At 70.9% G+C, this 25592-nt stretch carries 27 protein-coding genes; 12 read left to right on the top strand and 15 right to left on the bottom strand.

Going from position 1 to position 25592, the window contains the following annotated elements; all coding sequences use genetic code 11:
- Positions 1-45 precede the first annotated feature (45 nt).
- On the top strand, positions 46-771 hold the full coding sequence (locus tag KE274_RS07130) for a FadR/GntR family transcriptional regulator (protein ID WP_211542254.1): 726 nt from the start codon (positions 46-48) through the stop codon (positions 769-771).
- A 38-nt stretch (positions 772-809) separates the two neighbouring features.
- On the opposite strand, the gene KE274_RS07135 is transcribed toward KE274_RS07130, so the two are convergent.
- From KE274_RS07135 to KE274_RS07155, 5 genes are all read right to left on the bottom strand, one after another.
- The gene (locus tag KE274_RS07135; RefSeq protein ID WP_211542256.1) at positions 810-1328 is read right to left on the bottom strand and encodes a glycine cleavage system protein R; all 519 of its coding nucleotides are present in this window, start codon (positions 1326-1328) and stop codon (positions 810-812) included.
- 66 nt (positions 1329-1394) lie between these two features.
- Positions 1395-2132 (bottom strand): anti-sigma factor, encoded by a 738-nt coding sequence (locus tag KE274_RS07140; RefSeq protein WP_211542258.1) that lies wholly within the window; start codon positions 2130-2132, stop codon positions 1395-1397.
- Entirely contained in the window at positions 2119-2682 is a 564-nt protein-coding gene (locus KE274_RS07145; protein ID WP_211542259.1) for an RNA polymerase sigma factor, read from the bottom strand. The genes KE274_RS07140 and KE274_RS07145 overlap by 14 nt, the downstream gene beginning before the upstream one ends.
- A 41-nt stretch (positions 2683-2723) precedes the next feature.
- Positions 2724-3389 (bottom strand): class F sortase, encoded by a 666-nt coding sequence (locus KE274_RS07150; RefSeq protein ID WP_249186131.1) that lies wholly within the window; start codon positions 3387-3389, stop codon positions 2724-2726.
- Positions 3386-4219 carry a DUF4397 domain-containing protein gene (locus KE274_RS07155; RefSeq protein WP_211542261.1) on the bottom strand — a complete coding sequence of 278 codons (834 nt, stop codon included), beginning with the start codon at positions 4217-4219 and terminating at the stop codon, positions 3386-3388. Before KE274_RS07155 ends, KE274_RS07150 begins: the two co-directional genes overlap by 4 nt.
- 212 nt (positions 4220-4431) lie before the next feature.
- Between KE274_RS07155 and KE274_RS07160 the strand changes: the two genes are divergently transcribed.
- Both KE274_RS07160 and KE274_RS07165 read left to right on the top strand, forming a co-directional pair.
- Entirely contained in the window at positions 4432-4698 is a 267-nt protein-coding gene (locus KE274_RS07160) for a hypothetical protein (RefSeq protein WP_211542263.1), read from the top strand.
- A gap of 12 nt (positions 4699-4710) precedes the next feature.
- Positions 4711-5580, top strand: coding sequence for an FHA domain-containing protein (locus tag KE274_RS07165; RefSeq protein ID WP_211542265.1), 870 nt, complete (start codon positions 4711-4713; stop codon positions 5578-5580).
- 16 nt (positions 5581-5596) lie between these two features.
- Here the strand turns inward: KE274_RS07165 and KE274_RS07170 are convergent, their stop codons facing one another.
- From KE274_RS07170 to KE274_RS07185, 4 genes are read right to left on the bottom strand one after another with little or no spacing between them, the layout of a single operon-like run.
- Positions 5597-6655 (bottom strand): PLP-dependent cysteine synthase family protein, encoded by a 1059-nt coding sequence (locus KE274_RS07170; protein WP_211542267.1) that lies wholly within the window; start codon positions 6653-6655, stop codon positions 5597-5599.
- A 24-nt stretch (positions 6656-6679) separates the two neighbouring features.
- A complete protein-coding gene (locus KE274_RS07175; RefSeq protein WP_211542269.1) occupies positions 6680-7492 on the bottom strand; it encodes a GntR family transcriptional regulator in 813 nt (270 codons plus the stop codon).
- On the bottom strand, positions 7492-7896 hold the full coding sequence (gene rbsD, locus KE274_RS07180; protein WP_211542270.1) for a D-ribose pyranase: 405 nt from the start codon (positions 7894-7896) through the stop codon (positions 7492-7494). The genes KE274_RS07175 and rbsD overlap by 1 nt, the downstream gene beginning before the upstream one ends.
- Before the next feature lie 17 nt (positions 7897-7913).
- Positions 7914-8876: a ribokinase gene (locus KE274_RS07185; RefSeq protein WP_211542272.1), complete on the bottom strand. Its 963-nt coding sequence runs from the start codon at positions 8874-8876 to the stop codon at positions 7914-7916.
- A 120-nt stretch (positions 8877-8996) separates the two neighbouring features.
- Here KE274_RS07185 and KE274_RS07190 point away from each other — a divergent pair, with 120 nt between their 5' ends.
- A complete protein-coding gene (locus tag KE274_RS07190) occupies positions 8997-9659 on the top strand; it encodes a transaldolase family protein (RefSeq protein ID WP_211542274.1) in 663 nt (220 codons plus the stop codon).
- A gap of 33 nt (positions 9660-9692) precedes the next feature.
- Here the strand turns inward: KE274_RS07190 and KE274_RS07195 are convergent, their stop codons facing one another.
- Positions 9693-10370, bottom strand: coding sequence for a FadR/GntR family transcriptional regulator (locus KE274_RS07195; protein ID WP_211542276.1), 678 nt, complete (start codon positions 10368-10370; stop codon positions 9693-9695).
- A 47-nt stretch (positions 10371-10417) separates the two neighbouring features.
- On the opposite strand from KE274_RS07195, the gene KE274_RS07200 reads away from it, so the two are divergent.
- Positions 10418-11296 carry an amidohydrolase family protein gene (locus KE274_RS07200; RefSeq protein WP_211542278.1) on the top strand — a complete coding sequence of 293 codons (879 nt, stop codon included), beginning with the start codon at positions 10418-10420 and terminating at the stop codon, positions 11294-11296.
- Positions 11297-11383: 87 nt separating this feature from the next.
- Here the strand turns inward: KE274_RS07200 and KE274_RS07205 are convergent, their stop codons facing one another.
- Positions 11384-12142, bottom strand: a complete 759-nt coding sequence (locus KE274_RS07205) for an SDR family NAD(P)-dependent oxidoreductase (RefSeq protein ID WP_307872164.1) — start codon at positions 12140-12142, stop codon at positions 11384-11386.
- A complete protein-coding gene (locus tag KE274_RS07210) occupies positions 12139-12996 on the bottom strand; it encodes a fumarylacetoacetate hydrolase family protein (RefSeq protein WP_211542282.1) in 858 nt (285 codons plus the stop codon). Before KE274_RS07210 ends, KE274_RS07205 begins: the two co-directional genes overlap by 4 nt.
- Before the next feature lie 121 nt (positions 12997-13117).
- Between KE274_RS07210 and KE274_RS07215 the strand changes: the two genes are divergently transcribed.
- From KE274_RS07215 to KE274_RS07225, 3 genes are read left to right on the top strand one after another with little or no spacing between them, the layout of a single operon-like run.
- A complete protein-coding gene (locus KE274_RS07215) occupies positions 13118-14413 on the top strand; it encodes an L-fuconate dehydratase (protein ID WP_211542284.1) in 1296 nt (431 codons plus the stop codon).
- Positions 14400-15368 (top strand): aldo/keto reductase, encoded by a 969-nt coding sequence (locus KE274_RS07220; protein ID WP_211542286.1) that lies wholly within the window; start codon positions 14400-14402, stop codon positions 15366-15368. Before KE274_RS07215 ends, KE274_RS07220 begins: the two co-directional genes overlap by 14 nt.
- A 31-nt stretch (positions 15369-15399) precedes the next feature.
- Complete coding sequence (locus tag KE274_RS07225) at positions 15400-15819, top strand: RbsD/FucU family protein (RefSeq protein ID WP_211542288.1); 420 nt, start codon at positions 15400-15402, stop codon at positions 15817-15819.
- Between the two features lie 4 nt (positions 15820-15823).
- On the opposite strand, the gene KE274_RS07230 is transcribed toward KE274_RS07225, so the two are convergent.
- Positions 15824-16825 (bottom strand): LacI family DNA-binding transcriptional regulator, encoded by a 1002-nt coding sequence (locus KE274_RS07230; protein ID WP_211542290.1) that lies wholly within the window; start codon positions 16823-16825, stop codon positions 15824-15826.
- 185 nt (positions 16826-17010) lie between these two features.
- Here KE274_RS07230 and KE274_RS07235 point away from each other — a divergent pair, with 185 nt between their 5' ends.
- The 4 genes from KE274_RS07235 to KE274_RS07250 all read left to right on the top strand — a co-directional run bounded on the left by KE274_RS07235 (position 17011) and on the right by KE274_RS07250 (position 21764).
- Complete coding sequence (locus KE274_RS07235) at positions 17011-17880, top strand: sugar phosphate isomerase/epimerase family protein (RefSeq protein WP_211542292.1); 870 nt, start codon at positions 17011-17013, stop codon at positions 17878-17880.
- A gap of 188 nt (positions 17881-18068) precedes the next feature.
- Complete coding sequence (locus KE274_RS07240; protein ID WP_211542294.1) at positions 18069-19571, top strand: sugar ABC transporter ATP-binding protein; 1503 nt, start codon at positions 18069-18071, stop codon at positions 19569-19571.
- On the top strand, positions 19571-20605 hold the full coding sequence (locus tag KE274_RS07245) for an ABC transporter permease (protein WP_211542296.1): 1035 nt from the start codon (positions 19571-19573) through the stop codon (positions 20603-20605). The genes KE274_RS07240 and KE274_RS07245 overlap by 1 nt, the downstream gene beginning before the upstream one ends.
- A 157-nt stretch (positions 20606-20762) precedes the next feature.
- A complete protein-coding gene (locus tag KE274_RS07250) occupies positions 20763-21764 on the top strand; it encodes an ABC transporter substrate-binding protein (protein WP_211542298.1) in 1002 nt (333 codons plus the stop codon).
- A 90-nt stretch (positions 21765-21854) separates the two neighbouring features.
- On the opposite strand, the gene KE274_RS07255 is transcribed toward KE274_RS07250, so the two are convergent.
- Positions 21855-25058 carry a S8 family serine peptidase gene (locus KE274_RS07255; protein ID WP_211542300.1) on the bottom strand — a complete coding sequence of 1068 codons (3204 nt, stop codon included), beginning with the start codon at positions 25056-25058 and terminating at the stop codon, positions 21855-21857.
- A gap of 212 nt (positions 25059-25270) precedes the next feature.
- Positions 25271-25567 (bottom strand): putative quinol monooxygenase, encoded by a 297-nt coding sequence (locus KE274_RS07260; protein WP_211542302.1) that lies wholly within the window; start codon positions 25565-25567, stop codon positions 25271-25273.
- Positions 25568-25592: the final 25 nt, after the last annotated feature.

Here is a 25592-nt window from a genome sequence, read left to right on the forward strand (position 1 = left end):
CCGACAGACTGCACGAGGGGCGGGGGAGTGTCAGAGAGGATGACGATGAGCGCACTCGACACAGCGCTGCACGGGCTGCGGGCGCTGATCGCCGACGGTGCGCTGCGCCCCGGCGACCGCCTGCCGAGCGAGGGCGAGCTGTGCGAACGGCTCGGCGTCTCCCGCGGATCACTGCGCGAGGCCATCCGCACGCTCGCCGCGCTCGGGGTGCTGGAGACCAGGCACGGCTCCGGCAGCTACGTCAGCGAACTGCGCGCGGCCGACCTCATCGGCAGCCTGTCGCTCACGGTCGGACTGCTGCCCATGGCGGGCGTGCTGGAGCTCACCGAGCTGCGCCGCGTGCTCGAACCCCACGCCGCCGCGCTGGCCGCCGCCCGGATCGACGCCGACACCGTGGCCGCGCTCGCCGGGGTGCTCGATCAGATCGAGGCGACCACCGACTTCGAGGCGCAGTCGCGGCTCGACCACGAGTTCCACATGCGCATCTCCGAGGTCGCGGGCAACGAGGCCCTCACGAGCCTGATCGACGTGTTGCGCTCGCGCTCCCGCGCCTACCGCATCTCGGAGCCGGACGACGCCGCCGAGCTCAAGGTGCACTCCGATGCCGGTCACCGCGCGATCCTGCGGGGCCTGGCCGCCGCCGACCCCGTCGCCGCGAGCGCCGCGGCCTCCGCGCACGTCGCCTACACGGAGTACTGGGTGCGGAAGTACTCCGGGCTCGACGAGCCCGCTCCCGCGGAGACCCCGTCGGCGCAGGCTCCGTCCACCTGACGCGACGGGATCGCCCCGGAGCCGCCGCGTCAGCCGCGTCAGCCGAGCGTGATGTCGACCTGGATCTCGGTCGCGAGGCGTTCCAGGTCGGCGCGCAGCGCGTCGAGGTCGACGGTCGTGGGAACCTTCGCGATCACCGATGCCTCGAACAGCCGACCGCCCGCCATGGCCGCGTCGCGGGTCTCGGTCGTGAGCTCCTCGATGCTCAGCGCGTGGGCGTTCAGCACCGCGGACACCTCGCGCACGATGCCGGGACGGTCGTTGCCGAGCACCTGCATCACGAGCAGCCGGTCCTCGTCCTCCTCCGCCACCCCGCGGGTGCCCGTGAGCACCGAGAGGGTGAGGAGCCCCTGACCCTGGAGGCCCCGCAGCGCGGTCTCCAGGTCGCCGGCGCGCTCGGTCGGCACCGACACCTCGATCACGCCGGCGAACGTTCCCGCGAGCTCGGCGAGAGAGCTGTTCTCCCAGTTGCCGCCGTGCGCATCGACCACATCGGCGACCGCGGCGACGAGTCCCGGGCGATCGGCACCCGCGACAGTGAGGATGAGTGTTGTCATGGCGCCAGCGTACGGGCCGTTCGCCTTTTCGGTCATGCCCCTTGACGCGCGCCTCGCGGCGACGGGTCAGGTGAAGTCGAGGGTGCCGCGCACGATCGAGTTGCCGGAGTGCGTCGGGTCGCCGTCCACCGGCTCGAACGAGATGTCGACGAGGTCGTACTCTCCCAGGTCCACATTCTCCGGGATCGCGAACACGCCCCTCTCGGCGTCGAGCACACCCAGGCTGATGAGCGCCTTCCCGTCGTTGCGGATCAGCCACACCTCCCGGTAGTCGTCCGATCCGTCCTCGCCGTCGAGCGAGACCGTGAGAGTGCGCGCTCCCGTCCGGTCCTCGTCCACCTCAGCGCTGCCGACCGCGTCGGGGTGGTCGGGGAACGGGTCGAGCGTCGCGGTGGCGACCGTGACCGGACGGAGGGCGGCGGAGATCGCCGTCCAGGTGCCCGCGCCCACCGCGAGGAGGAGGGCCGAGGCCGCGGCGAGCACCCACCAGCGTGCCGCGGTGCGACGGCGGTTCGGTGGGGCGGGCGGTGCGTCCGCGACCGGCGGTGCCGCGGCGCGGAGGGGGTCGGCGCTCAGGCTCTCCGGCAGGCCGAGCTCGTCGTGGATGCGGGACCACACGTCGGCGGGCGGCGCCTCCAGCTCGGCGTCCGAGACGGTCGAGCGGGCGACCCCGGCCGCGTGCGCGAGGTCGGCGATCTCGGCCGCGCACGCCGGGCACTGGTCGAGGTGCGTCCGCTCGCGGTCGGACGCCACCGGCTCCCCGAGGGCGAGCAGGGCGAGCTGCTCCGGGTCAAGGTGCGACACGGTTGACCTCCAATCGATCGCGCATGCGGGAGAGGCTCCGGCGGATATGGCTCTTCACGGTACCCAGGGGCATGTCCAGCCGCCGGGCGATCTCCTCGTGGGTCAGGTCGTCGAAGAACGCCAGCCGCATGACCTCGCGGGCGTCCGGCCGCAGCTGCCGCATCTCGTTCGCGATGAGGATCGACTGCGACAGGTCAACGGGTGCGCTGACGAGGTCGGCCGGGGAGGTGACGCGCAGCATCTCCTCCTGCAGCCGCTGGATTCGCGCCCGCGACTCGTGCATGTCCGCGATGCGTCGCCGCGCGATGGTCACCAGCCACGTGCTGAGCCGCGCCTTCGAGGCGTCGTAGCCCTCCCGCGAGGTCCACGCCGACACGAACGTGCGCTGCGTGACGTCCGCCGCATCGGCGCGGTCGCCGAGGGAGCGCAGCGCCAGGGTGAACACGACCGGCGACCAGCGCCGGTACAGCTCGGCGAGCGCATCCTCATCGCCTCGGACGAAGCGCTCGTTGAGCTGCGTCTCGTCGTCCGGGTCGTCCGCGGAGGTCATGCGGTCCTCCCTTCCGTTCGTGCGGCGCTGCGGATCGGTCATCAGGGGGCGGGGCGTGCGATGGCGACGACATTATCGCGATAGTGCCCGGTCGTGCTGTCGAACGGGCCACCGCACGTGATGAGAACCAGGCCCGGCGGACCCTCTCGCGCGAAGAGCTCCCCCGTGGGGAGCGCCGTCTTCTCGTAGTACGTGAGCGACTCCACCGCGTACGTCCGCGGGACGCCCGCCGCGTCGGTCACCTCGACGGTCGCTCCGGCGCCGAGCTCGCGCAGCCGGGAGAGCGGCCCGATGGGGTAGCCGACCGCGTCCACGTGGGCGGCGAGCACGATCAGGCCCGCGGTGCTCGCGGCGTCCGCGCCGTACCGGTACCACCCGGCCACCGCGGGATCCTCCGGGAGTTCCATCTGCCCGGTCGGCTCCGCCCCGACGTCGACCACGCTCATGTCCACGCCGAGGTCGGGGATGCGCAACCGCACCGGGGGTGTGGCGGGCTGCGGCGCGGGGAGCTCGGCGGAGCGCGTCTCCGGGCGGAGGGTCGAGGTGGGGGCGGGCGACGGTGAGCGTGGGGGGTCGGACGGGGGATCCGACGACATCACCACGCCCGCCCCCACGGGGGTGCAGGCGATCAGGAACGCCGCGCAGGCGGCACCGCATCCGGCGAGGAGCCCCCGCCGGATGCGGCTGCGCAGCGCCCCTGGCCTCATCGGCGCGCGACCCGCTGCCGTCGCACGGCCACGGTCGCTCCCGCCGCCGCCACGATCATCGCCAGGCCGATCAGCGCCGTCGTCAGGACGAGGGCCGTGTCGGCGTCGCGCTGTGCCGCGTAGCCGGCGGTGCCGGAGGGGACACCACCGGGGTTGGTGTGCAGGCCGGACACGGTCTGCGCGGCGATCGCGAGGTTGCCGTCCTCCGCACTGCCCCACGCGTACAGGATCGTGAGCACGCCGTCCTGCACCGCCACGTCCTGCGGACCGAGCACGGGATCGGTGGTGCCCGCGAGGGCGACGGCGGCCGAGACGTTCCCGGCCGGCAGGTTCAGGGTCGCCTCGTTCGGGTTGGTCAGGTCCTCGACCACCGGTGAGCCGCCGGCGAGGATGTCGACGGCGGGCGCGGCCGCGACGTGACGGACCGTGAGCCGCCCCTGGCCGGGTGCGGTGGCGGACGTGTCGTTCGTGAAGAGGTTCAGCCCCGGCTCACCCGCCTCGGTGAGGTGTGCGACGGCGGTGTAGTTGGTACCGGCCGTGAGGGTCAGCGTCGCCGGGCCGAGCACGGGTGCACTCGCGTCAGCGGCGTCCGGCGCGGTCAGCGCCACCTCGTAGCTGCCGGCGGGGAGTTCCAGCGGACCGGCCAGCGAGCCGGGCTGGAAGTCGTCGATGGTGCGCTCGCCGTTGACGTACACGTCGACGGGCGTGTCGGGAATGGCGTGCAGCACCGAGAGCTGGGCGCTGTCGGTGGTCGCCGCGGTCGCGGGCGAGGCCAGGGCCGCCGCGGCCAGTAGTCCGACGGCGAGGCCGGCTGTGGTGATTCTTCGCACGATGCTCCTCCTTGAACCGGGGGCGGCGGTTGCCGCCCGTTGCCCCCTTATTCCGGCCGAGCACGGTGGACGGATGCACGTCGGAGAACTTTTGTCCGACCCCTCCCGATGGGCAGGCGCCTTTTTGGACGGTGCCCGGAAATCGATGGACATCGTCCGGAACCGCGCGCATAATCGCATTCACACACATGGACCCGGCAAAGGAGCACGCCATGAGCGACACGAACCACCCCGCCGAACTGTTCACGTCTTCGTCCGGCCCGACCGGCGCCTCGATCACCGACTGGACCGATCTCGGCCGGGAGATGTGGGCGTATCTGACCGGCCGAGGAGCGGCGGTGAACTACACCTTCGAGGACATGACCGTCGAGGTGCCGCGCGACATCGGCCCCGACGCGCCCCGCGCGACCTGGAAGTTCAACGGCACCCTGCGGGTGACCACGAGCGACCGCGCCACCGACGGACCGCACGCCGCCTGAGCGGACACGGCCATGATCCGCCTCGACATCGACCTGGAGGTCGAGCACCGCGGCCCGGACGACGACACCCCCACGCGCTTCACCGTGCGCGCGGCGGGACGCGAGGTCGTCGTCACGATCGCCGACACGTCCACCCTCGGCGGCATGGGTCGCCGCGACCTCGCGCAGCTCGCTCCCGTCGCCGACGGCCTCGCGCGCCGCGGCATCCGGGTGCGCGTGGAGGGACCGCGCGGCACCCTGGTGGAGTTCGGCGACGTGCGGTCGGGGCCCGTGGGTCGCGCGGTCGCGGGGTCGCCGCACATCCGGCTCGGCCACCTCACCACCCTGCTGACGGAACTGCAGCACCGCGACCGCGACCGCGGCGGCGGCTCGCTGCTCTCCATCCCGCCCGGCACCCTGTTCCCGCTGGTGCCCACGGTGGTGCGACACGTCCGCCGCCGCGTGACGACCACGCACTACCTGCCCGGTTCGGGTCGCCCGCGCCTGATCTTCTCGGTCGGCTCGGGCGACTGGGACCGCAGCCGTCCGCGCGAGTTCGACCTGCTGCCCGACCGCACCGTGATCGGCTCCAGCCCCGACGCCGACCTGCGGCTGGAGGGACTCGAAGCGGTGCACGCGGAGATCCGTCACAACGAGGACGACGAGTACGTGCTGTACCCGCACGCCCCCACCGGCGGCGGATGGCCGAACCTGCCGCACAGTTCGGACGGCGCGCGGATCCTCCGCACCGGCTCGCGGATCGAGCTGGGCACGTGGCGCCTCGCCTACTACCGGGAGGAGTTCGCCGACCACGGCCGTCCGTTCGGCGGGCGCCAGGGCGGGGAGTACGAGTTCCAGAAGCAGCAGCCGGTGCGGCCCTACGGTTCCGGGGAGCTCGGCTGACGCGGCACCGCGAGCGTCAGTCCGCCCAGACCCCGGTGTCGAGGAACGCGTCGAGGCGGGCGCGGTGCGGGGCGAGGTCCCACCCCTGCTGCGCGACCCACTCGTCGGAGTAGTAGGTGTTGGCGTAGCGCACACCGCTGTCGCAGATGAGGGTCACCACGCTGCCGGTCTCGCCCGCGGCGCGCATCCGGGCGATGAGCTGGAACGCCCCGTAGAGGTTGGTGCCGGTGGAGCCACCGGCCCAGTGCAGCGTGCGGTCGCGCAGCAGGCGGATCGCGGCGATCGACCCCGCATCGGGCACCCGGATCATCTCGTCGATCACGGTCGGCACGAACGAGGGCTCCACGCGCGGGCGACCGATGCCCTCGATGCGGCTCGGGCGTCCGGCCGGCGGGTCGATCGTGCCCGCCCAGCCGTCATAGAACGCGGAGCCCTCCGGATCCACGACCGCGATGCGCGTGTCGTGGCGGCGGTACTTCACGTAGCGGCCGAACGTGGCGCTGGTGCCACCGGTGCCCGCGCCCGTGACGATCCACCGCGGGATGGGGTGCCGTTCGTGCGACAGCTGACTGAACACGCTCTCGGCGATGTTGTTGTTGCCGCGCCAGTCGGTCGCGCGCTCCGCGAACGTGAACTGGTCGAGGTAGTGGCCGCGGCAGTCCGCGGCGAGCCGCTGCGCCTCCGCCGACATGTCCTCCGCGCGATCGACGAAGTGGCACGTGCCGCCGTAGAACTCGATCAGGTCGATCTTCTCCTGCACGGTCGACCGCGGGACCACTGTGATGAACGGCAGCCCGAGCATCCGCGCGAAGTACGCCTCCGACACCGCGGTCGACCCGCTCGACGACTCGACCAGGGTCGTGTCCTGGCGGATGCGGCCGTTCACCAGGCCGTACAGCAGCAGGGACCGCGCCAGACGATGCTTGAGCGACCCCGTCGGATGCACCGACTCGTCCTTCAGGTACAGGTCGATGCCCCACTCGGTCGGCAGCGGGAACAGGTGCAGGTGCGTGTCGGCGCTGCGGTTCGCGTCGGCTTCCAGCAGGGCGATCGCGGTGCTGGTCCAGTCGCTCATGCCTTCGAGCGTAGCGGGGGGGGCTCAGCCGACGGTGCCGGCGGGCGAGGCGCCGCCCGAGCCGTCGAGGTGCAGCAGCGACGCCTGCGACTGCTCCTGCTGCAGCTGGAACTCGAACCGCGACCGGTCGCCGCGGTGATAGGCGATGAAGTACTCGATCGGCGTGCCGTCCTCGCTGCGGCTCACGCTGCGCAGCCGGAGCAGGGCCGAACCGGCGCTGATGCCCAGGTGCTGCGCCTGCTCGTGGGTGGCGACGGTCGCCTCGGCCGAGCGCACGCCGTGCGTGGCGACGATGCCGTGCGTCGCGAGCAGGCGGTACAGCGACGCCTCGCTCAGGTCGGCGCCGAGCGTGACGCCGCCCACGGCCTCCGGCATCCACGTGGTCGACAGCGACCACGGTTCGCCGTCGACGTGCCGCAGCCGTTCGAGCGCCACCACGGGCGACCCCACCGGCACCTCGAGCGCGAGCGCGATCTCCTCGTCGGCGACGGTCTGCTCGTGCCGCAGCACGTCGCTGTGCACGTGGCCGCCGCGGCGCTCCACGTCGTCGTACAGGCCCACCAGGGTGTGCACCAGGCTCTCGCTCGTGCGGGGCCGGGAGACGAACGTGCCCTTGCCCTTCACCCGTTCGACGAGTCCCTCGTGCTCGAGCTGCGCGAGGGCCTGGCGTACCACCGTGCGCGAGATGCCGTACCGCTCGCAGAGCCGGTGCTCCCCGGGCAGGGGGTCGCCCGGCTGCAGGCCGTCTCGGGCAATACCGTCGATGATCAGCTGCCGCAGCTGGTCGTACATCGGCGCGGCGGAGTGGCGGTCGATCGCATCCTCGACGGTGGTCATCAGTACGCCACCCCCGCGTGCAGGATCACGTTCGCATACGGGGTGAACTCGCCGGAGCGCACGAAAGCGCGCGCCGTGTGCGTGCGCCGCTTGAACTCGACGTGGGGCACCAGCTCGATCTCGAAGCCCATTCCGGCGAAGCGCTCGCGCAGGGCGTCCAGCACCTCCGGGCTCTTCTCCGCCACCTCGGCCGACACGGTCGCGCCCTCCACCACGAGCTCCGCGAGCACGGTGTCGAGCACGTCCAGGAACGCGGGGGCGCCGGGACGGTAGGCCAGGTCGATGCGTTCCGAGCCGGGCGGGATGGGCAGGCCGGCGTCGGTCACGACGATCGTGTCGGTGTGGCCGGTCTCGCTGATCACCCGGGACAGGGCGGGGTTGATCGTGGTGGACGTCTTGCGCATGGTGGGCTCCTGCGTGGTCAGTTCGCGACGGCGGCGGTCTCGCGCTCCGCGAGGAACGCATCGACCTCGGCGCGGTGCGGAAGGCTGGGAGACGCGCCCTGCTTGGTGACGGCGAGGGCGCCCGCCGCGGTCGCCAGGCGCACGGCGTCGGTCAGGGAGCTGCCGCTCGCGAGCGCCGCACCCAGGTACCCGGCGTAGGCGTCGCCCGCGGCCGTCGTGTCGACCGCCTCCACCGGGAACGGCGGGACGACGATCGCTCCGTCGGCCGTGACGACGCACGACCCCTGCCCGGCGAGCGTGACGACCGCCGCGCCCACCCCCTGGGCGAGGAACCAGCGGCCGGCGCGCTCGGCCGACTCGGGATCGGTCACGTCGATGCCGCTGATGAGCGACGCCTCGGTCTCGTTGGGCGTCACGATGTCGATGCTGCGCCACAGGGCCGGCGGCAGTTCGGCGGCGGGGGCGGGGTCGAGGATCACGGTCATCCCGTGCTCGCGACCGCGCGCCGTGATGTGGGCGGTCAGGGCGGACGGCGTCTCCAGCTGGGTGAGCAGCACGGACGTGGTGGGGGCGAGAGCCGCGAGGGCCGCGTCGATCTGCTCGGTGCTGAGCGCGGCGTTGGCGAGCGGCACCATCACGATGTCGTTCTGTGCGGACGCGTCGACGCGGATGTGCGCGATGCCCGTGGGGCCGGGAACCGTGCGCAGGTGCGTGAGGTCGACGCCCGCGGCCGTGAGCCCGTCCACCACGAGGTCGTGGAACAGGTCGTCTCCCACGCAGCCGACGAAGCTGGTGCGTGCCCCGGAGCGTCCGGCCGCGACGGCCTGGTTGGCGCCCTTGCCGCCGAGCATGAGCGTGAACTCGTCGCCGAGGATGGTCTCGCCGCGGGCGGGGAGGCGACCGGAGAAGGTGGTGACATCGGCGGTGACGCTGCCGACGATGACGACGCCGGGGCGGTCGCCGGGGTGTGCGGGTGTCATCTCGCTCCTGATCCTCCTCGACAGCACGGGCGCTCCGCTGGCTTTTGACACGGCCGGGGAGCTGTCATTACATTAGCCGAAACCGAACCTGTAACGACAGGTTCCCGCGAGGAGACCCCGATGACCCCGATCGCGCCCCGCCTGTACGTCGACAGTGCCGACGTCGACCGCGTCTCCCGGCTGCTCGCCGCGGGCGTGGTGCACGGTGTCACGACCAACCCGACGATCCTCGAACGCGGCGGCCGCACCGCCGCCGAGATCCCCGACCTGTACACCCGGTGGGTCGAGGAGGGCGCGCGCGAGGTGTTCTTCCAGACCTGGGGTGGCGACACCGCGTCCTTCCTGCGCAATGCGGAAGGCATCCGCGCGCTGGGCGACCGCGTGGCCGTGAAGGTGCCGGCCACCGCCGACGGCTTCGCCGCCGCCGCCGCCCTCGTGCGCGACGGCGCGACCGTACTGGTCACTGCCGTGTACTCCGTGTCGCAGGCCCTCGCGTGCGCCGCGATCGGCGCGCAGTACCTGGCGCCGTACCTCGGCCGGATGCGCGACGCGGGCATGGACGCCGAGGTCGTGATCGCGCGGATGCAGGAGATGTGCGCCGGCAGCGACTCGAACGTGCTCGCCGCCTCGCTGCGCTCCGCCGACGACCTGGTCGGCCTCCGCCGCTCCGGCGTCCCCTACTTCACCGCCGCGCCCGACGTGCTCGACCAGGTGCTGTTCGACGCCGTGAGCGACAGCTCGGCGGCCGAGTTCGACGCCGCCATGGTGCGCCTCGGCGCCTGACCCGCACGGCGGCTCCGCCGCACGCCGCGCGGCTCAGGCCGTGGCGGCCTGCCGCAGCCAGCGCTCCACCCCGGCGATGTGCGCCGTGGCCAGCGAGGTCGCGAGGGCGGGGTCGCGCTGGGCGATCGCATCGGCGATCGCCCGGTGCTCCGACAGCGTCCGCTCGACCGCACCGCCCTCGGTGAGACCGCGCCACACGCGCGCCCGCACTGTCTGGCTGCTCAGGTGCTCGATCAGGCTCGCCAGGTAGGCGTTGCCGGCCATCGCGACGATCTCCCGATGGAAGCGGATGTCGTGGTCGACGAGCTCCTCGATGCCGACCGAGGCGTCGATGCCGTCCACCTCCTGCTGCACGGCCGCGATCGCCTCGTCGCTGCCGAGCGTGGCCGCCAGCCCGGTGGCCTGCGACTCGAGCATGCGGCGCACCGCGAACATCTCCAGCATCGAGTCGTCGTCGTGCATGTCGACCACGAAAGCGATCGCCTCCAGCAGCAGATGCGGCTCCAGGCTCGTGACGTAGGTGCCGTCGCCCCGGCGCACGTCGAGCACGCGGATCACCTCGAGCGCCTTGACCGCCTCGCGCATCGAGTTGCGCGACAGTCCGAGGCGCTCCGACAGCTCCTTCTCCGGGGGAAGGCGGTCGCCGGGGGCGAGCTCGCCCGACACGATCATCGCCTTGATCTTCTCGATCGCCTCGTCAGTGACAGCCATGGCGTCATCCTCCCACAGTGATCCGATGTCTGCGGCATGATGGGGTCATGCGCCTCCTCGACTCGCATCTGCACCTGTGGGATCCGCGCGCCCTGGAGTACACGTGGCTGGAGGGCCCGCTGGACCGGAGGTTCGCCGACGACGAGCTCGCCGCGGCGCGCGTCGACCGGGCGACCGAGGAACGGGCGGTGTTCGTCCAGGCCGAGACGGTCGAGGGCGACTACCTCGCCGAGGTGCGGTGGGTGGCCGAGCGGGCCGAGCGGCTCGGCGTGGTCGGCATCGTCGCGGGTGCCCGGCTCGACCGCGGCACCGACACCACCGTGCACCTGGAGAGCCTGACCGCCGAGCCCCTGGTGGTGGGTGTGCGGCACAACCTGCAGAGCGAGCCGGACGGGGTCGCGCTGTCGTCGGCGTTCATCACCGGGGCGCGCGAGGTCGCGGCGCACGGCTGGACGTTCGACGCGTGCGTGCGCGCGGACCAGCTGCCCGACGTGGCCCGCATCTCGTCTGCCATCCCCGAGCTGCGCATCGTGCTCGACCACCTGGGCAAGCCGCCCGTCGGCACCGCGGCCAGCCCTCTCGCGCCGACCGTGGAGTGGGAGCGCGACCTGGCCGAGCTCGCGCGGCACCCCGGGGCGTTCTGCAAGGTGTCCGGCCTGCCGGCGGAGGCGGGCGGCGACTGGAGTGCCGCGCAGCTCGAGCCGTTCCTCGACGCCGCGGCCGACGTGTTCGGGCCGGAGCGCCTGATGTGGGGGAGCGACTGGCCCGTGTCGGCGGTCGGCCCCGAGGCGTCGGGCGCGTCGGCGACCGTGCACCCGTCCGCCCGCAGCCGCTGGGCCGAGGCCGTGGCGGCGTGGGCGGAGTCCCGCGGGATCGACCGGGACGCACTGTTCCACGGCACCGCCGCCACCTTCTACGGCCTCTGACCCGCCCCACCGGCGGCCTCGCACCGCGGAACGGGAACGGCCCGGCGCCTCACGGGGAGGCACCGGGCCGGTCGAGCGTGACGAGGGTCACTCGGGGCGGAGCCGCAGCTGCGCCATCCCGCCGTCCACTTCGAGGAACGTACCCGTGGTCGAGCCGGCGCCCGGGCTCACGAGGTACGCGACCGCGGCCGCGACCTCGTCCGGGCTCACGAGCCGCCCGTGCGGCTGTCGTGCCTCCAGCGCGGCGCGCTCGGCCTCGGGGTCGGCCGCGGAGTCGAGCAGCCGTCCGACCCACGGGGTGTCGGCGGTGCCGGGGTTCACGGCGTTGACGCGGATGCCCTCGCGCAGGTGGTCGGCGGCCATCGCGCGGGTGAGAGCCGACACGGCCCCCTTCGACGCGGAGTACAGCGCGCGCTGCGGCAGCCCGGTGGTGGAGGCGATCGAGGCGGTGTTGCAGACCGCCGCCGCGGGCGACTTCCGCAGCCACGGCAGGGCGGCCGCGGTGACCCGGGCGATGCCGGTGACGTTGATGGACAGCACGCGCGCCCACTCGTCGTCGTCGTTCGCCGCGATGTCGCCCTGTGCGCCCACACCGGCGTTGTTCACCACGATGTCGATGCGCCCGAAGCGTTCGGCCACCGCGGTCACGGCGGCATCGACGCTCGCCCGGTCGGACACGTCGGCGGTGAACGCGGCGAAGCGCTCGTCGGCGTTGGCCGTGTCGCGGTCGAGGACGGCCACGGTCATGCCGTCCTCGTGCAGGCGCCGCGCGATCGCGGCGCCGATGCCGGAGGCTCCTCCCGTGACGATGGCGACCAGGCCACCCGTGCCCGCTGCGGTGCTCACTTCTTCTCCCATGCCACGAACTCCTGTCGCTGTCGGCCGAGGCCGTCGATCTCGATCTCCACCACGTCGCCCGCGGAGAGGTAGGGGTACTTGCCCGACAGCGCCACGCCCTGCGGAGTGCCGGTGAGGATGAGGTCTCCGGGCTCGAGCGTCACGTACTGCGACAGGTGGTGCACGATCTGCTCGACCGTGAAGATCATGTCGCTCGTGTGGGAGTCCTGTCGCGGCTCGCCGTTCACGAAGCTGCGCAGCCCGAGCGCGCCGTGGTCCACCTCGTCGGGCGTGACCAGCCACGGACCGGTGGGGTTGAAGCCGAAGGCGATCTTGCCCTTCGACCACTGTCCGCCGGAGACCGCCATCTGGAAGTCGCGCTCCGACACGTCGTTGGCGGCGACGAAGCCGGCCACGTGCGCCATCGCCTCGTCGGGGGAGTCGAGGTAGGCGGTGCGACGGCCGATCACGATGCCGAGCTCGACCTCCCAGTCGGTCTTCTCGCTGCCGCGCGGGATGGTGACGGTGTCGTTGGGGCCGACGACCGTGTTGGGGGTCTTCAGGAAGATGATCGGGATGGTGGGCGGCTCGGATCCGGACTCGGCGGCGTGCGCGGCGTAGTTCATGCCGATGCAGATCACGGCGCTGGGGCGGGCGATCGGGGCGCCGATGCGCAGCGCGGCCGCGTCGGGCAGTTCGGTCAGCTCCCCGGCGTCGCGTGCGGCGGCGACGCGGGCAATGCCGTCTCCCGCCAGGAAATCGCCCGTGACATCGGATGTCAGTGGGCGGAGGTCGAGGTAGCGGTCACCCTCCACGAGGACGGGGATCTCTGCCCCGGGGGTGCCGAGCCGCGCGAACTTCATGATTCTCCTGATCGTTCGGGAGGCCGCGTCGAGGCGGCCGGTCTCGTTGACAGTATAGACATCGGATGTTTACACTCCAAGGGATCCGCACGGAGAAGTCCCGTGCATGGAGAGGAACCCCGTGAGCCGTATCGTCGCCCTCGACACCACCGACATCCGCTTCCCGACGTCGCTGAGCCTGGACGGGTCGGACGCCATGAACCCCGACCCCGACTACTCCGCCGCGTACGTGATCGTGCGCACCGACGCGGCCGACGGCATCGAGGGTCACGCGTTCGTGTTCACGATCGGCCGGGGGAACGACGTGCAGGTGGCCGCGATCGACGCCCTCGCCGGGCACCTGGTGGGCCGCGAGCTCGAGCCGCTGCTCGACGACATGGGCGGCACGTTCCGCGAGCTCATCGGCGACTCCCAGCTGCGGTGGCTCGGACCCGAGAAGGGCGTGATGCACATGGCCATCGGCGCCGTGATCAACGCGCTGTGGGATATCAAGGCCAAGCGCGCCGGGCTGCCCCTGTGGCAGCTGCTCGCCCGCATGACCCCGGAGGAGCTCGTCGACCTGGTCGACTTCCGCTACCTCACCAACGCCCTCACCCGCGACGACGCCCTGCAGATCCTGCGGGCCGCCGAGCCCGGTCGGGCCGAACGCGAGCAGCAGCTCCTCGCCACGGGCTACCCGGGCTACACCACCAGTCCGGGCTGGCTCGGCTACTCCGACGAGAAGCTCGAGCGCCTCGCCCGCGAGGCCATGGCCGACGGGTTCACGCAGATCAAGCTCAAGGTCGGCGCCGATTTGCAGGACGACATCCGCCGGTTCCGCAAGGCGCGCGAGGTGTGCGGCCCCGACTTCCCGATCGCGATCGACGCGAACCAGCGCTGGGAGGTGTCGGAGGCGATCGAGTGGGTGAACGCGCTCGCCGAGTTCCACCCCGCGTGGATCGAGGAGCCCACGAGCCCCGACGACATCCTCGGGCACGCCGAGATCGCGCGCGGCGTCGCCCCCATCCGCGTCGCCACCGGCGAGCACGCGCAGAACCGCATGATCTTCAAGCAGCTCCTCCAGGCGGACGCGATCTCGGTCATGCAGATCGACGCCGTGCGCGTCGCCGGCGTCAACGAGAACATCGCCAACCTGCTGCTCGCGGCCAAGTTCGGCGTCCCGGTGTGCCCGCACGCGGGAGGCGTGGGGCTGTGCGAGGCCGTGCAGCACCTGTCGATGTTCGATTTCGTGGCCGTCTCCGGCACGCGCGAAGGGCGCCTGATCGAGTTCGTCGACCACCTGCACGAGCACTTCGTGGTGCCTACCGACATCCGGGGCGGCTCCTACACGGCCCCGACCGCGCCCGGCACGGGCATGGAGATGAAGGCCGACAGCATCGCGGAGTACACCTGGACGGGTGCGCATGTCCACGCCTGAGCGACTGCGCGTCCCCGCCCTCGGCTACGGCGCCGCGAACGTCGGCAACCTGTTCCGGGCGCTGAGCGACGACGACGCCTGGGCGGTGCTCGACGCCGCGTGGGAGAGCGGCATCCGCTTCTACGACACCGCGCCGCACTACGGGCTCGGCCTGTCGGAGCGGCGGCTCGGCGCGTTCCTGCGCACCAAGCCCCGCGACGAATACGTGCTGTCGACCAAGGTCGGCCGGCTGCTGCGCCCCAACCCCGACCACGCCGGCGGGCTCGACACCGCGAACGACTTCCACGTGCCGGACGACCTGCGGCGCGTGTGGGACTTCTCGGCCGAGGGCATCCGGGCGAGCCTGGACGAGTCGCGCGAACGGCTCGGCATCGACCGCATCGACCTGCTCTACCTGCACGACCCGGAGCGGCACGACCTCGACCTCGCGCTCGCGGAGGCCCTGCCCGCGCTCGAGCAGCTGCGCGCGGACGGCGAGGTGACCGCGATCGGCATCGGCTCGATGGTGTCGGAGGCGATCGCGGCGTCGGTGCGCTCCGCCGACCTCGACCTCGTGATGGTGGCGGGGCGCTACACGCTGCTGGAGCAGCCCGCCGCGGTCGAGGTGCTTCCCGCCTGTCGCGACACGGCGACGGGGATCGTGGCTGCCTCGGTGTTCAACTCCGGGCTCCTCGCGTCGGACGAACCCCGCCGCGACGGCCGCTACGAGTACGGGCAGCTCCCCGATGCGCTGTGGGATCGGCTCGTGCGCATCGCCGCCGTGTGCCGCGACCACGGGGTGCCGTTGCCCGCGGCCGCGATCCAGTTCCCGCTGCAGTCCGACGTGGTGCGCTCGGTCGTGGTGGGCGGCAGTCGTCCGGCGCAGCTGCGGCAGAACGCCGAGTACGCTGCGCTGGAGATCCCCGCGGCGCTGTGGGAGTCCCTCGCCGCCGAGGAGCTCATCCCCACGGCCTGACGCCGCCGACACCCGACCGAGAGGAGCCGTCGTGCTCGAAGGAATCCACCCGCTGCTCACCGGCGAACTGCTGCTGCACCTCGACCGGATGGGCCACTCCGACGCGGTGGTGGTGGCCGATGCGCACTTCCCGGCGTGGGGGATCGGCGCGCGCGTGGTCGACCTGCCGGGCACCACGACCCCGGAGGTCGTCGCCGCGATCCGCACGGTGCTGCCGCTCGACGATGCGCCCGGTCTCGATCTGATGACCTCGGCCGACGGCGAGGTGCTCGACGTGCAGCGCGAGCTCATGGCGGCCGCGGGCACCGAGGTGGCCTCGACGCGGTTCGTCGAGCGGTTCGCGTATTACGGGGTGGCGAAGGAGGCCTACCTCCTGGTGCGCACGGGGGAGACCCGCAAGTACGGCAACGCGCTGCTCCGCAAGGGCGTGGTGGGCCACCCCTCGGCCTGAGGCTTCAGTCGCCCACGGTGGACGCGCGCACCACGAGCTCGGCGGGGAACGGCGTCGCGGCGGGCGGCGGGGCGGCGGGGTCGGCGAGCTGCTGCAGCAGGGCGGCGCCCGCGGCGCGTCCGATCGCGTAGCCGGGCTGGCGCACGCTCGTGAGCGGCACCACGCCCTGGTGCGCCTCGGCCACGTCGTCGAAGCCGACCAGCGCGACCTCCTCCGGCACGCGGATGCCGTGGCGCAGCAGCTGCGTGAGCACGCCGAGCGCGACCATGTCGTTGGCGGCGAATACGGCGTCGGGGCGCTCGTGCGGCGGGAGGGCGGCGATGCGCTCGCCCGCGCGGAGCCCGTCCTCGGTCGCAAGGTGCTCCACGTCGACCACCGACACCGTGGCGTCGCTGCCGGCGACGGCCTCGCGCAGCCCGGCCAGACGGTTGTTCGACTCGGCGACCGCGGGATTGCCGAGGAACAGCAGCCGGCGCCGCCCGAGCGACAGCAGGTGCTCGCCCGCCAGCCGCCCGCCGCCGTGGTCGTCGAACGTGATCGAGGCGACGGTGGGGGAGTCGCGGATGGGGCCGATCACGACCGACCGGATGCCGCGTTCGGCGAGCTGCTCGAGCCGGGGCACCACGTCGCCGAGCGGGTAGATCACGATGCCCTGCACGCGGTGGGCTTCGAACATGTCGATGTTGCGTCGCTCGCGTTCGTCGTCGCGGTCGCTGTTGCTGAAGAACAGCGACCAGCCGCCCTCGCGGGCCACGTCGTCGACGCCGCGGGACAGGTCGTGGAAGTAGGGCAGCCAGGCGTCGAGCAGGATCAGCGCGAGCGCCTTGCTGGCTCCGGCCCGCAGCTGCCGTGCCGACTCGTTGGGCACGAACCCGAGCTGCTCGATGGCGGCGCGCACCTTCTCGCGACTGGCGGCGCCGAGCACGTGCGGGTGGTTGAGGTAGTTCGAGACGGTCGAGGAGGAGACCCCGGCGAGGGCGGCGACGTCTTTCACGCTCGCGGGCATCGGTCTCCTTCGTGGGTGCGCGGCCGGGCGGCCCCGGTGGCGGGACCAGGCTAGCGCAGGGATTGGCACGTGCCAAGAAAGTTCTTGACAGCTCGTCCCCGGCGGACGTAGCGTGTGTCGAACCCGGACTTGGCACGTGCCAATTCGGACGGCGACGGTGCCGCACACCCGCCGGGAGAGGTGCCATGAACATCGGCTGTCACGGACTCGTCTGGACCGGAACCTTCGACGCCGACGGCATCCGTCTCGCGGTCGAGAAGACGAAGCAGGCCGGGTTCGACCTGATCGAGTTCCCGCTGATGGACCCCTTCACGTTCGACGTCGAGGCCGCCAAGGCCGCCCTGGCCCAGCACGGGCTCGCAGTCAGCGCATCGCTCGGGCTGTCCGACGCGACCGACGTCACGAGCTCCGACCCCGAGGTGGTCGCGGCGGGCGAGGCGCTGCTGCTCCGGGCGGTCGACGTGCTCGCGGAGCTGGGCGGCACGCACTTCTGCGGTGTGATCTACAGCGCCATGAAGAAGTACATGGACCCGGTCACGCCCGAGGGGCTCGCGAACAGCCGCCGCACGATCGCCAGGGTCGCGGATCACGCCGCGCAGCGCGGGGTGTCGGTGTCGCTCGAGGTGGTCAACCGCTACGAGACGAACGTGCTCAACACCGCGCGGCAGGCCCTGGCGTACCTGGCCGAGGTCGACCGGCCGAACCTCGGCGTGCACCTCGACACGTACCACATGAACATCGAGGAGTCGGACATGTTCGCGCCGGTGCTCGACGCTGCCCCCGCCCTGCGCTACGTGCACATCGGCGAGAGCCACCGCGGGTACCTCGGCACGGGCACGGTCGACTTCGACACGTTCTTCAAGGCGCTCGGGCGCATCGGCTACGACGGTCCGATCGTGTTCGAGTCGTTCTCCTCGGCCGTGGTCGCGCCCGACCTCAGTCGCATGCTCGGCATCTGGCGCAACCTGTGGAGCGACAACGACGAGCTCGGCGCGCACGCCAATGCGTACATCCGCGACAAGCTCGTCGCGGTCGACTCCATCCGTCTCCACTGAGCGGATCCGCACGGCTCCGCGGCGGGTTGAGATCAAGATGTTATTACAGGTCTTCCCTCGCCGCGGATCGTTAGATACATTTAGATACAACTTGCACTGACCCGGGTGCAAGACGCAGAATTGATCCGATGTTTACGGCGGAATGATCCGCCAATCGCGATACGACCTCCAAGGAAGCAGGTGAGCGCATGAGTGGACCCATCCTCAGGGTCGAGGGGATCAGCAAGGGATTCCCCGGCGTGCAGGCGCTGAAGGATGTGCACCTCGAGGTGCGCGAGGGCGAAGTGCTCGTGCTCGTGGGGGAGAACGGCGCCGGCAAGTCCACGCTGATGAAGATCCTCTCCGGGATCTACACCAAGGACGAGGGCACCATCACCTTCGAGGGCCGCGAGGTCGAGCTCACCAGCCCCCTGCAGGCGCAGGAGCTGGGCATCACGATCATCCATCAGGAACTCAACCTGATGCCCGACCTCACCGTCGCCCAGAACATCTACGTGGGCCGCGAGCCCACCACCGGGCCGTTCCTGTCCGAGCGCAAGCTCAACGCGCAGACCGCCGAGCTCCTGCAGCGCCTCGACATCCACCTCAACCCGCGGCAGCTCGTCGGCGAGCTCACCGTGGCAGAGCAGCAGATGGTCGAGATCGCCAAGGCGCTGTCGTTCAACGCCAAGGTGCTCATCATGGACGAGCCCACCTCGGCGCTCACCGACAGCGAGGTCGAGACGCTGTTCGTGCTGATCGAGCAGCTCAAGGCCCGCGGCACCGGCATCGTCTACATCTCCCACCGCATGGACGAGCTGCGCCGTCTCGCCGACCGCGTCACGGTGCTCCGCGACGGCACATACATCGGATCACTCGACAAGTCCGAGATCACCATCCCCAAGATCATCGAGATGATGGTCGGCCGCGTGATCGACGAGGGGACGCGCCCCCAGGCCCGCGAGCACCTGAACGACCCGGTGGTGCTCGACGTGCAGGGGCTGTCGACCAGGAACCTCCTGAAAGACGTCTCCTTCCAGCTGCACAAGGGCGAGATCCTCGGGTTCGCCGGACTCATGGGGGCCGGACGCACCGAGACCGCCCGCGCCGTGATCGGCGCCGACCACCGCGACGGCGGCACCATCACCATCGGCGGACGCCAGGCCCGCATCGCCCAGCCCGCCGACGCGGTCAAGCACGGCGTCGGCTACCTCTCCGAGGACCGCAAGCTGCTCGGCCTCATGCTCGAGCAGGACGTGACGTTCAACACCGTGCTCGCCTCGCTCGGCAGCTACGCCAACGCCGTCGGGTGGATGGGCGACGGCAAGGCCAAGAACCGCACCAAGGAGTACGTGCAGCAGCTGCGCGTGAAGACCCCCTCGGTGAACCAGGTCGTCAAGCTCCTCTCCGGAGGGAACCAGCAGAAGGTCGTCATCGCCCGGTGGCTGATGCGCGACTGCGACATCCTCATCTTCGACGAGCCGACGCGAGGCATCGACGTCGGCGCGAAGGAGGAGATCTACCGCCTCATGCAGCAGCTCGCCGACGCGGGCAAGTCCATCATCGTCATCTCGTCGGAACTGCCCGAGATCCTCCGGGTCGCGAACCGCATCGCCGTGTTCGCGAACGGACGCATCACCGGGACGCTCCGCAACGAGGAAGCCAGCCAGGAGAAGATCATGCAACTCGCAGCCCACGGGGAGGAAGACTGATGAGCACCCCACAGCAGCCCGGATCGTCGACGACGACGATCATCCAGACCGCGGTGAACGAGAACACCGACAAGCGCGACGTCGGGGCGTTCCTCAAGCGCCAGTTCCAGCAGTCGCTGGCCTTCGGCACCCTCATCGTGCTGGTGATCTTCTTCTCGATCGCCAGCCCCAACTTCTTCACCTTCAGCAACATCGCCACCGTGCTGCTGTCGACCGCGGTCATCGGCATCCTCGCCCTCGGCACGACGTTCGTCATCATCACCGGCGGCATCGATCTGTCGATCGGTACCGGGATGGCCCTGTGCGCCGTCATGACCGGCGTGATCGTCACCAACCTGGGCCTCCCGGTCTGGCTGGGCGTGATCGGCGGTATCGCGACGGGTGTGCTGATGGGCCTGATCAACGGCGTGAACATCACGTTCCTCCGCCTGCCCCCGTTCATCGCCACCCTCGCGATGATGATGATCGCCGGTGGCCTCGCCCTCGTGATCTCGAACGTCGCGCCCATCTACTTCTCGACCTCGGCCCCCGACTTCAAGAAGATCGCGCTCGGCGTGATCATCCCCGGCATCCCGAACGCCGTGCTGATCACCGCGGCGCTCGCGATCATCGCGTACCTCGTGCTGTCCAAGACGCTCCTCGGGCGCTACACGTTCGCCATCGGCTCGAACGAGGAGGCCACCCGGCTCTCCGGCGTCAACACCCGCCGCTGGACGATCCTCATCTACATGTTCGCCGGTGCCTTCACCGGTATCGCCGGCATCGTGATCGCCTCGCGCCTCGACTCCGCGCAGCCGCAGATCGGCATGGGGTACGAGCTGCAGGCCATCGCGGCCGTCATCATCGGCGGCACCTCGCTGCTCGGCGGGCGCGGCTCGATCCTCGGCACCGTGATCGGCGCGCTCATCATGAGCGTGCTCGTGAACGGCCTGCGCATCATGTCGATCCAGACCGAGTGGCAGAACATCGTCGTCGGCGTGGTCGTGCTGCTGGCCGTCTTCCTCGACTCGCTGCGCAACCGCCAGCGCACCTGAGACCAGGGCGACGGCGAAACCCGTGCCCGTCGTCGCCCCTCCCGGCCCCGGCCGGACCCGCGGAGTCCCTCCGCACTGGCACCAGGAATGTCCCACCGCCGGCCCTGGCCGGCATCACACAGAACCATCCGGCTCGTCCTCAAACAATGGAGTTTTCATGAAATTCGGGAAGAAGACCGCATTCGCAGCCCTCGTGGCCGCTTCCGCGCTCGTGTTCGCCGGCTGTGCCGGCGGCGGCGACGTCATCGAGGAAGGCTCCGGCGGCGACACCGGCAGCGGCGACGGCGAGATGTACATCGCGCTGGTCTCCAAGGGCTTCCAGCACCAGTTCTGGCAGGCCGTGAAGAAGGGCGCAGAGCAGAAGGCCGAAGAGCTCGGCGTGAAGATCACCTTCGAGGGCCCCGCCGCCGAGACCGAGATCGCCCAGCAGCTCGAGATGCTGACCGCCGCGATCGACAAGAACCCCGACGCCATCGCCTACGCCGCGCTCGACCCCGAGGCGTGCGTCGCCCCGCTCGAGCAGGCGAAGTCGAAGGACATCCCGGTCGTCTACTTCGACGCCCCCTGCAACGGCGACGTGGGCCTCAGCCTCGCCGCCACCGACAGCAAGGTCGCCGGTGCGCTCGCTGCCGAGCACATGGCCGAGCTGATCGGCGGGGAGGGTCAGGTCGCGATCGTCGGCCACTCGCAGATCAACTCGACCGGTGTCGAGCGTCGCGACGGCTTCGTGGAGAAGATCGAGTCGGACTACCCCGACATCGAGATCGTCGACATCCAGTACGGTGACGGCGACCACCTGAAGTCGGCCGACATCGCCAAGACGCTGATCGCCGCCCACCCCGACCTCAAGGGCATCTACGGCACCAACGAGGGCTCCGCGATCGGTGTGGTGAACGCCGTCAACGAGCTGGGCCTGGAGAAGGGCAAGATCACGATCGTCGGCTTCGACTCCGGCGCCGCACAGATCAACGCGATCAAGGACGGCACCATGGCCGGCGCCATCACGCAGGACCCGATCGGCATCGGCGCCCAGGTCGTGCAGGCCGCCTACGACGCGGCCAACGGCGACGACGTCGAGAAGTTCTACGACACCGGCTCGTACTGGTACGACAAGAACAACATCGAGGACGACAAGATCGCGGCCGTCCTCTACGAGTAAGCCCCTCGCTCCCGGTCGTTCGTCCGGGGCACGGAGCAACGCAATGGCGCCCGGCTGGCATGACCAGCCGGGCGCCATCGCCGTGCGGGGCTACTGGGTGTCGACGTTCACCTGCGTCCCCTCCTTCTCGTCTCCGTAGGTGACGTATCCGGCGTACCGGCCGCCCGGTTTCAGGCCCGACCACGAGAGCGTGTAGCTCGCCGACTCGCCCTTCACGGCGGTGAGCGGGTCGGGGGTCGCGGTGAACTCCCCGGCGCCCTCGGGCGTCACGACGGCGGTGGACAGGTCCCACGTCATCGGCCGCGAGGTCTTCTTCAGCTTCACGGCGACCGCGTACGTGCCCGCCTTCGGCGACACGATCGTGAGCTTCTGGTCGGCACCACCGTTCTCGGAGCGCCACTGCTCGGCCAGTTTCCCGTCCTCGCCGAGTCGGAGCGCTCCGAGGACGAACTGGCTGCCCTCGTCGTCGGACGAGTCGAGGTCGAGCTGCAGCAGGGTCGCTCCGTCCGGCACGGTGAGCGCGAAGGTGACCGTCCGCTCCTCGCCGCCGGAGCTCTCGTCGCCCGAGTGCCCGGCCACCGGGTGATCGGGGTCGATCTGCACGCGGTACGGCGCCAGGCCCGATACACCGAGAGGGATCTGACCGTCGATGCCGGACGCGACGTCGACCGTCGTGCTCCCCGTGGTTCCCTTCGCCGCGACCACCGCCGGTGCATCCGACGCGACCGGGAACAGGGCGATCGGCGAGCGCACCGTCGTGGACGTGTCGGCCCAGGTGAGGAAGCCCGTCGCCCAGTCGTGCAGCGGGGCGCCGTCCGTGGTGAACGTCACGGTGAACGACTTGGTCTCGCCCGGGGCGTCGAACGTGAGCGTGGACGGTTCCACCTTCACGTCGACGCCGGCGACGTCAGCGGTGGCGGTGAACGTGCCGGCTTCGGTGGACGTCACCCTCCGCGTCACGGTCTGCGTGCCGGCCAGGGCGCCGATGCTGATGGAGGGGAGGTTGAGGTCGCTGCCGTCGATCGCGTCCACGGCGTCGGAGTCGTCGAGACCCTTGCCTTTGAGGAACGCGGTCCAGTCGTCGGGCCCGTTCAGATAGAGCAGTCCCGGGTGCAGGTAGCGCGTCGGGTCGACCTCGCCGGCGCCCTGCTCGAACGGATCCGTGTTGGCCGAGCCGTCCGACGTGAGCGTGTCGTGCGCGGTCGTCATGATCGCGGATTTGATCTCCGCGGGCGTGGCGTGCGGGTGCGCGCCGAGGTACAGCGCCCCGAGCCCGGCGATCTGGGGCGATGCCATCGAGGTGCCGGAGTCGAACGCGAACGCGGGCGCGCCCTGCGCATCGTTCAGGTAGGCGGCGAGCACATCGGCGCCGGGGGCGGTGATCTCCGGCTTGAGCACGTCGCCCCCATCGGCCAGGATCGGGCCGCGGCTCGAGAAGAAGGTGACCTGCGGTGTGGGAGTGGGGTGCCCGGTGGTGTTGCCCCCGGTGAGCGTGAGCGGGCGGTCGGTGCCGCCGCGCACGTAGTCGACCACGGAATCACGGTACGTCGAGGAGAGGTGCACCGTCGGCACGGCGTACATGTCGGCCTTCGTCAGCTGGTCGCCATCGGGCAGGTTCACCAGCACCATGCCGATACCGCCGGCATCCTTCACCGCGGACGAGGCGGCGAGCAGGGGCCCCTCGCCGTTGTTGCAGACGACGATGTGGCCGGTCACCTTCGCGGGGTCGAGCGTGCCCTTCTGGCAGTCGGCGGAGGAGGCGCTGGTCGACGCCGCGTCGCCGCCGTAGATCGAGGGGCCCGAGACGGTCTGGCCCGCGGGGAGGACCACGGAGACCCCGGCTGCCGCGAAGCCCGTGAACGTGACGGTGCCTTCGCGCGGTGTGTACGTCGAGGCCGCGGTGGTGGTGTACCACGGGGCCGCATTGTCGGAGGTGGAGGCGCCCGGGCCCTCGTTTCCGGCGGCGAGGGCGACGAAGACACCCGCCTCGGCGGCGTTGCGGTAGGCCTCATCGATCGGGTTGTGCACGGAGGTGGGAGGTGCGCCGCCCAGAGAGGTGTTGATGACGTCCACGCCGTCGGCGACCGCCTTGTCGATCGCGGCGACGTGATCGCTGGTCGCGCAGTCGCCCTTGCCGGTGTCGTCGTAGTGGCAGGGCTTGTAGACGGCGATCTTGGCGGCGGGCGCGACGCCGGAGATGGTGCCGTAGTCGTGACCGTCGATCGTCACCGGGACGTGGAAGTCGCCGGCGGCGGTGCTGGCCACGTGCGTGCCGTGCCCCTTGTTGTCACGCGGGGAGAGGAAGTCTCCCTCGGCCTTCACGTCGGCACCGTTGGCTTTCGCGCCATCGAGGAAGTACTGCGCGCCGATGAGCTTGGTGGAGTAGTCGCTCGTGCTCCATCCGTCGCCGTCGACCATGTCGGCGTGGAACTGCCCGCCGTCGGACTTGTCGTAGTAGATCGTCTTGCCGTCGGTGTACGGCTCCTTGCCGGTGAACTTCGTGCCGGGGGCCTTCGGCTTCCCGGTCTTCAGCGGTGCCCCCGCGAACGACGGGTTCTCGGGGGTGATGCCGGAGTCGAGGATTCCGATCACCACGCCCTCACCGGCGTTGTCGACGCCGCCGAGCTCGTCCCACACTCCGCCGGTGCCGTGGTCGTCGCTGCCGAGTCCGAGGAACTCCGTCGAGTTGGGAGACGCCAATGACGCAGGCGCAGGCGTGGGAGTGGGCTTGTGCTTCTCCTTGGTCTTGGTCTTGGTCTTGGTCTTGGGCTTGTCCGTGGACGTGGTCTTGTCTTTGGTTTTGGTCTTGTCCTCGGCGTCGCTGGTGGTCTTGGTGACGGCGTCGTCCGGTGCGGGAGTCGGGCCGTCGGTCTCGGTCGGGTGGGCGAGCTCGTCGGGATAGACGCCCGCCACCTCACTCGACGCCTGGAGCTGCGACAGCTGCTCGGCGGTCAGCGTGGCGCTGAAGCCGCTGAGCGCGGTCTGGTACGTGTAATCGGGGGTCACCCCCACGCGCGTCAGCAGGTCGGACTGCACCGCAGCGAGGTACTTCGCGTACGCCTGGGCGTCGGGGGCGTTCGCGTCGAGCTGCTGGCCCTTGGCGGGCTTGGTCGCCTTCAGACCCTTCACCCCGCCCTGATAGGTGGCGACCGGGTCGGACGTCAGCACCACGATGTAGTGGCCCGGTGCGTGCGGTGACTTCCCGGTATCCGCGACACTGGGCGTCGTCGACGCGGAGATGAAGAGTGCGGCCAGAGCGGCGGCCGCGAGCACGCTCGTGCGTGTTCGTTTCATGAGAGTTCCCCTGTGGAGTTCGCGTGTGGCCCCACGCCACACCCGCCCAACCGTAGGCGCGAACCGGCCGCCGTACCCGGCAGTACACCTGTCTATCGGCATACGTTCGACCGCTCTCGTGCGGAGCGGCCACGAGAGGACGGCGTGACCGTCGGAGTTCCGCCCGGGCGCGTCCGCACACCCGCACCCGGCGAGGGGCGAGCGCGGTGGGGTCAGACGCGGCGGAGGAAGGTGAGGATCGAGGCGGGCTCGACGATCAGTTCCTGGAGCGCCGCGTTGAAGGGCACTCCGGCGGAGGCCGCCAGGTGCTCCTGGAAGGCCGCCTCGTCGCGGTACACCTCGTACACGAAGAAGCGGTCGGGGTCGTCGACCAGGCGCGTCGCGTCGAACACGATGTTGCCCTCCTCGGCGCGCACGATCTCGGCGAACTCGCGCAGCAGAGCCGCAACCCGGTCGGACGCACCCGGCTTCGCGGTGAAGACGGCGTGCAGGATGGTGGGTTCGGTCATGGCGAGTCCTCGGGTCGGATGGGGC

Origin of the sequence: Microbacterium paraoxydans, from assembly GCF_018224615.1 — a bacterium.
Taxonomy (GTDB): domain Bacteria; phylum Actinomycetota; class Actinomycetes; order Actinomycetales; family Microbacteriaceae; genus Microbacterium; species Microbacterium paraoxydans_B.

Bases quoted from the DNA above. Each gene is read 5' to 3' on its own strand.
- KE274_RS07170 (WP_211542267.1), bottom strand. From the start codon at position 6,655: ATGAGCGACTGGACCAGCACCGCGATCGCCCTGCTGGAAGCCGACGCG.
- KE274_RS07245 (WP_211542296.1), top strand. From the start codon at position 19,571: ATGAGCACCCCACAGCAGCCCGGATCGTCGACGACGACGATCATCCAG.
- rbsD (WP_211542270.1), bottom strand. From the start codon at position 7,896: ATGCGCAAGACGTCCACCACGATCAACCCCGCCCTGTCCCGGGTGATC.
- KE274_RS07210 (WP_211542282.1), bottom strand. From the start codon at position 12,996: ATGAAGTTCGCGCGGCTCGGCACCCCCGGGGCAGAGATCCCCGTCCTC.
- KE274_RS07130 (WP_211542254.1), top strand. From the start codon at position 46: ATGAGCGCACTCGACACAGCGCTGCACGGGCTGCGGGCGCTGATCGCC.
- KE274_RS07160 (WP_211542263.1), top strand. From the start codon at position 4,432: ATGAGCGACACGAACCACCCCGCCGAACTGTTCACGTCTTCGTCCGGC.
- KE274_RS07250 (WP_211542298.1), top strand. From the start codon at position 20,763: ATGAAATTCGGGAAGAAGACCGCATTCGCAGCCCTCGTGGCCGCTTCC.
- KE274_RS07165 (WP_211542265.1), top strand. From the start codon at position 4,711: ATGATCCGCCTCGACATCGACCTGGAGGTCGAGCACCGCGGCCCGGAC.
- KE274_RS07200 (WP_211542278.1), top strand. From the start codon at position 10,418: ATGCGCCTCCTCGACTCGCATCTGCACCTGTGGGATCCGCGCGCCCTG.
- KE274_RS07255 (WP_211542300.1), bottom strand. From the start codon at position 25,058: ATGAAACGAACACGCACGAGCGTGCTCGCGGCCGCCGCTCTGGCCGCA.
- KE274_RS07220 (WP_211542286.1), top strand. From the start codon at position 14,400: ATGTCCACGCCTGAGCGACTGCGCGTCCCCGCCCTCGGCTACGGCGCC.
- KE274_RS07235 (WP_211542292.1), top strand. From the start codon at position 17,011: ATGAACATCGGCTGTCACGGACTCGTCTGGACCGGAACCTTCGACGCC.
- KE274_RS07195 (WP_211542276.1), bottom strand. From the start codon at position 10,370: ATGGCTGTCACTGACGAGGCGATCGAGAAGATCAAGGCGATGATCGTG.
- KE274_RS07260 (WP_211542302.1), bottom strand. From the start codon at position 25,567: ATGACCGAACCCACCATCCTGCACGCCGTCTTCACCGCGAAGCCGGGT.
- KE274_RS07135 (WP_211542256.1), bottom strand. From the start codon at position 1,328: ATGACAACACTCATCCTCACTGTCGCGGGTGCCGATCGCCCGGGACTC.
- KE274_RS07150 (WP_249186131.1), bottom strand. From the start codon at position 3,389: ATGAGGCCAGGGGCGCTGCGCAGCCGCATCCGGCGGGGGCTCCTCGCC.
- KE274_RS07185 (WP_211542272.1), bottom strand. From the start codon at position 8,876: ATGACACCCGCACACCCCGGCGACCGCCCCGGCGTCGTCATCGTCGGC.
- KE274_RS07175 (WP_211542269.1), bottom strand. From the start codon at position 7,492: ATGACCACCGTCGAGGATGCGATCGACCGCCACTCCGCCGCGCCGATG.
- KE274_RS07190 (WP_211542274.1), top strand. From the start codon at position 8,997: ATGACCCCGATCGCGCCCCGCCTGTACGTCGACAGTGCCGACGTCGAC.
- KE274_RS07145 (WP_211542259.1), bottom strand. From the start codon at position 2,682: ATGACCTCCGCGGACGACCCGGACGACGAGACGCAGCTCAACGAGCGC.
- KE274_RS07230 (WP_211542290.1), bottom strand. From the start codon at position 16,825: ATGCCCGCGAGCGTGAAAGACGTCGCCGCCCTCGCCGGGGTCTCCTCC.
- KE274_RS07240 (WP_211542294.1), top strand. From the start codon at position 18,069: ATGAGTGGACCCATCCTCAGGGTCGAGGGGATCAGCAAGGGATTCCCC.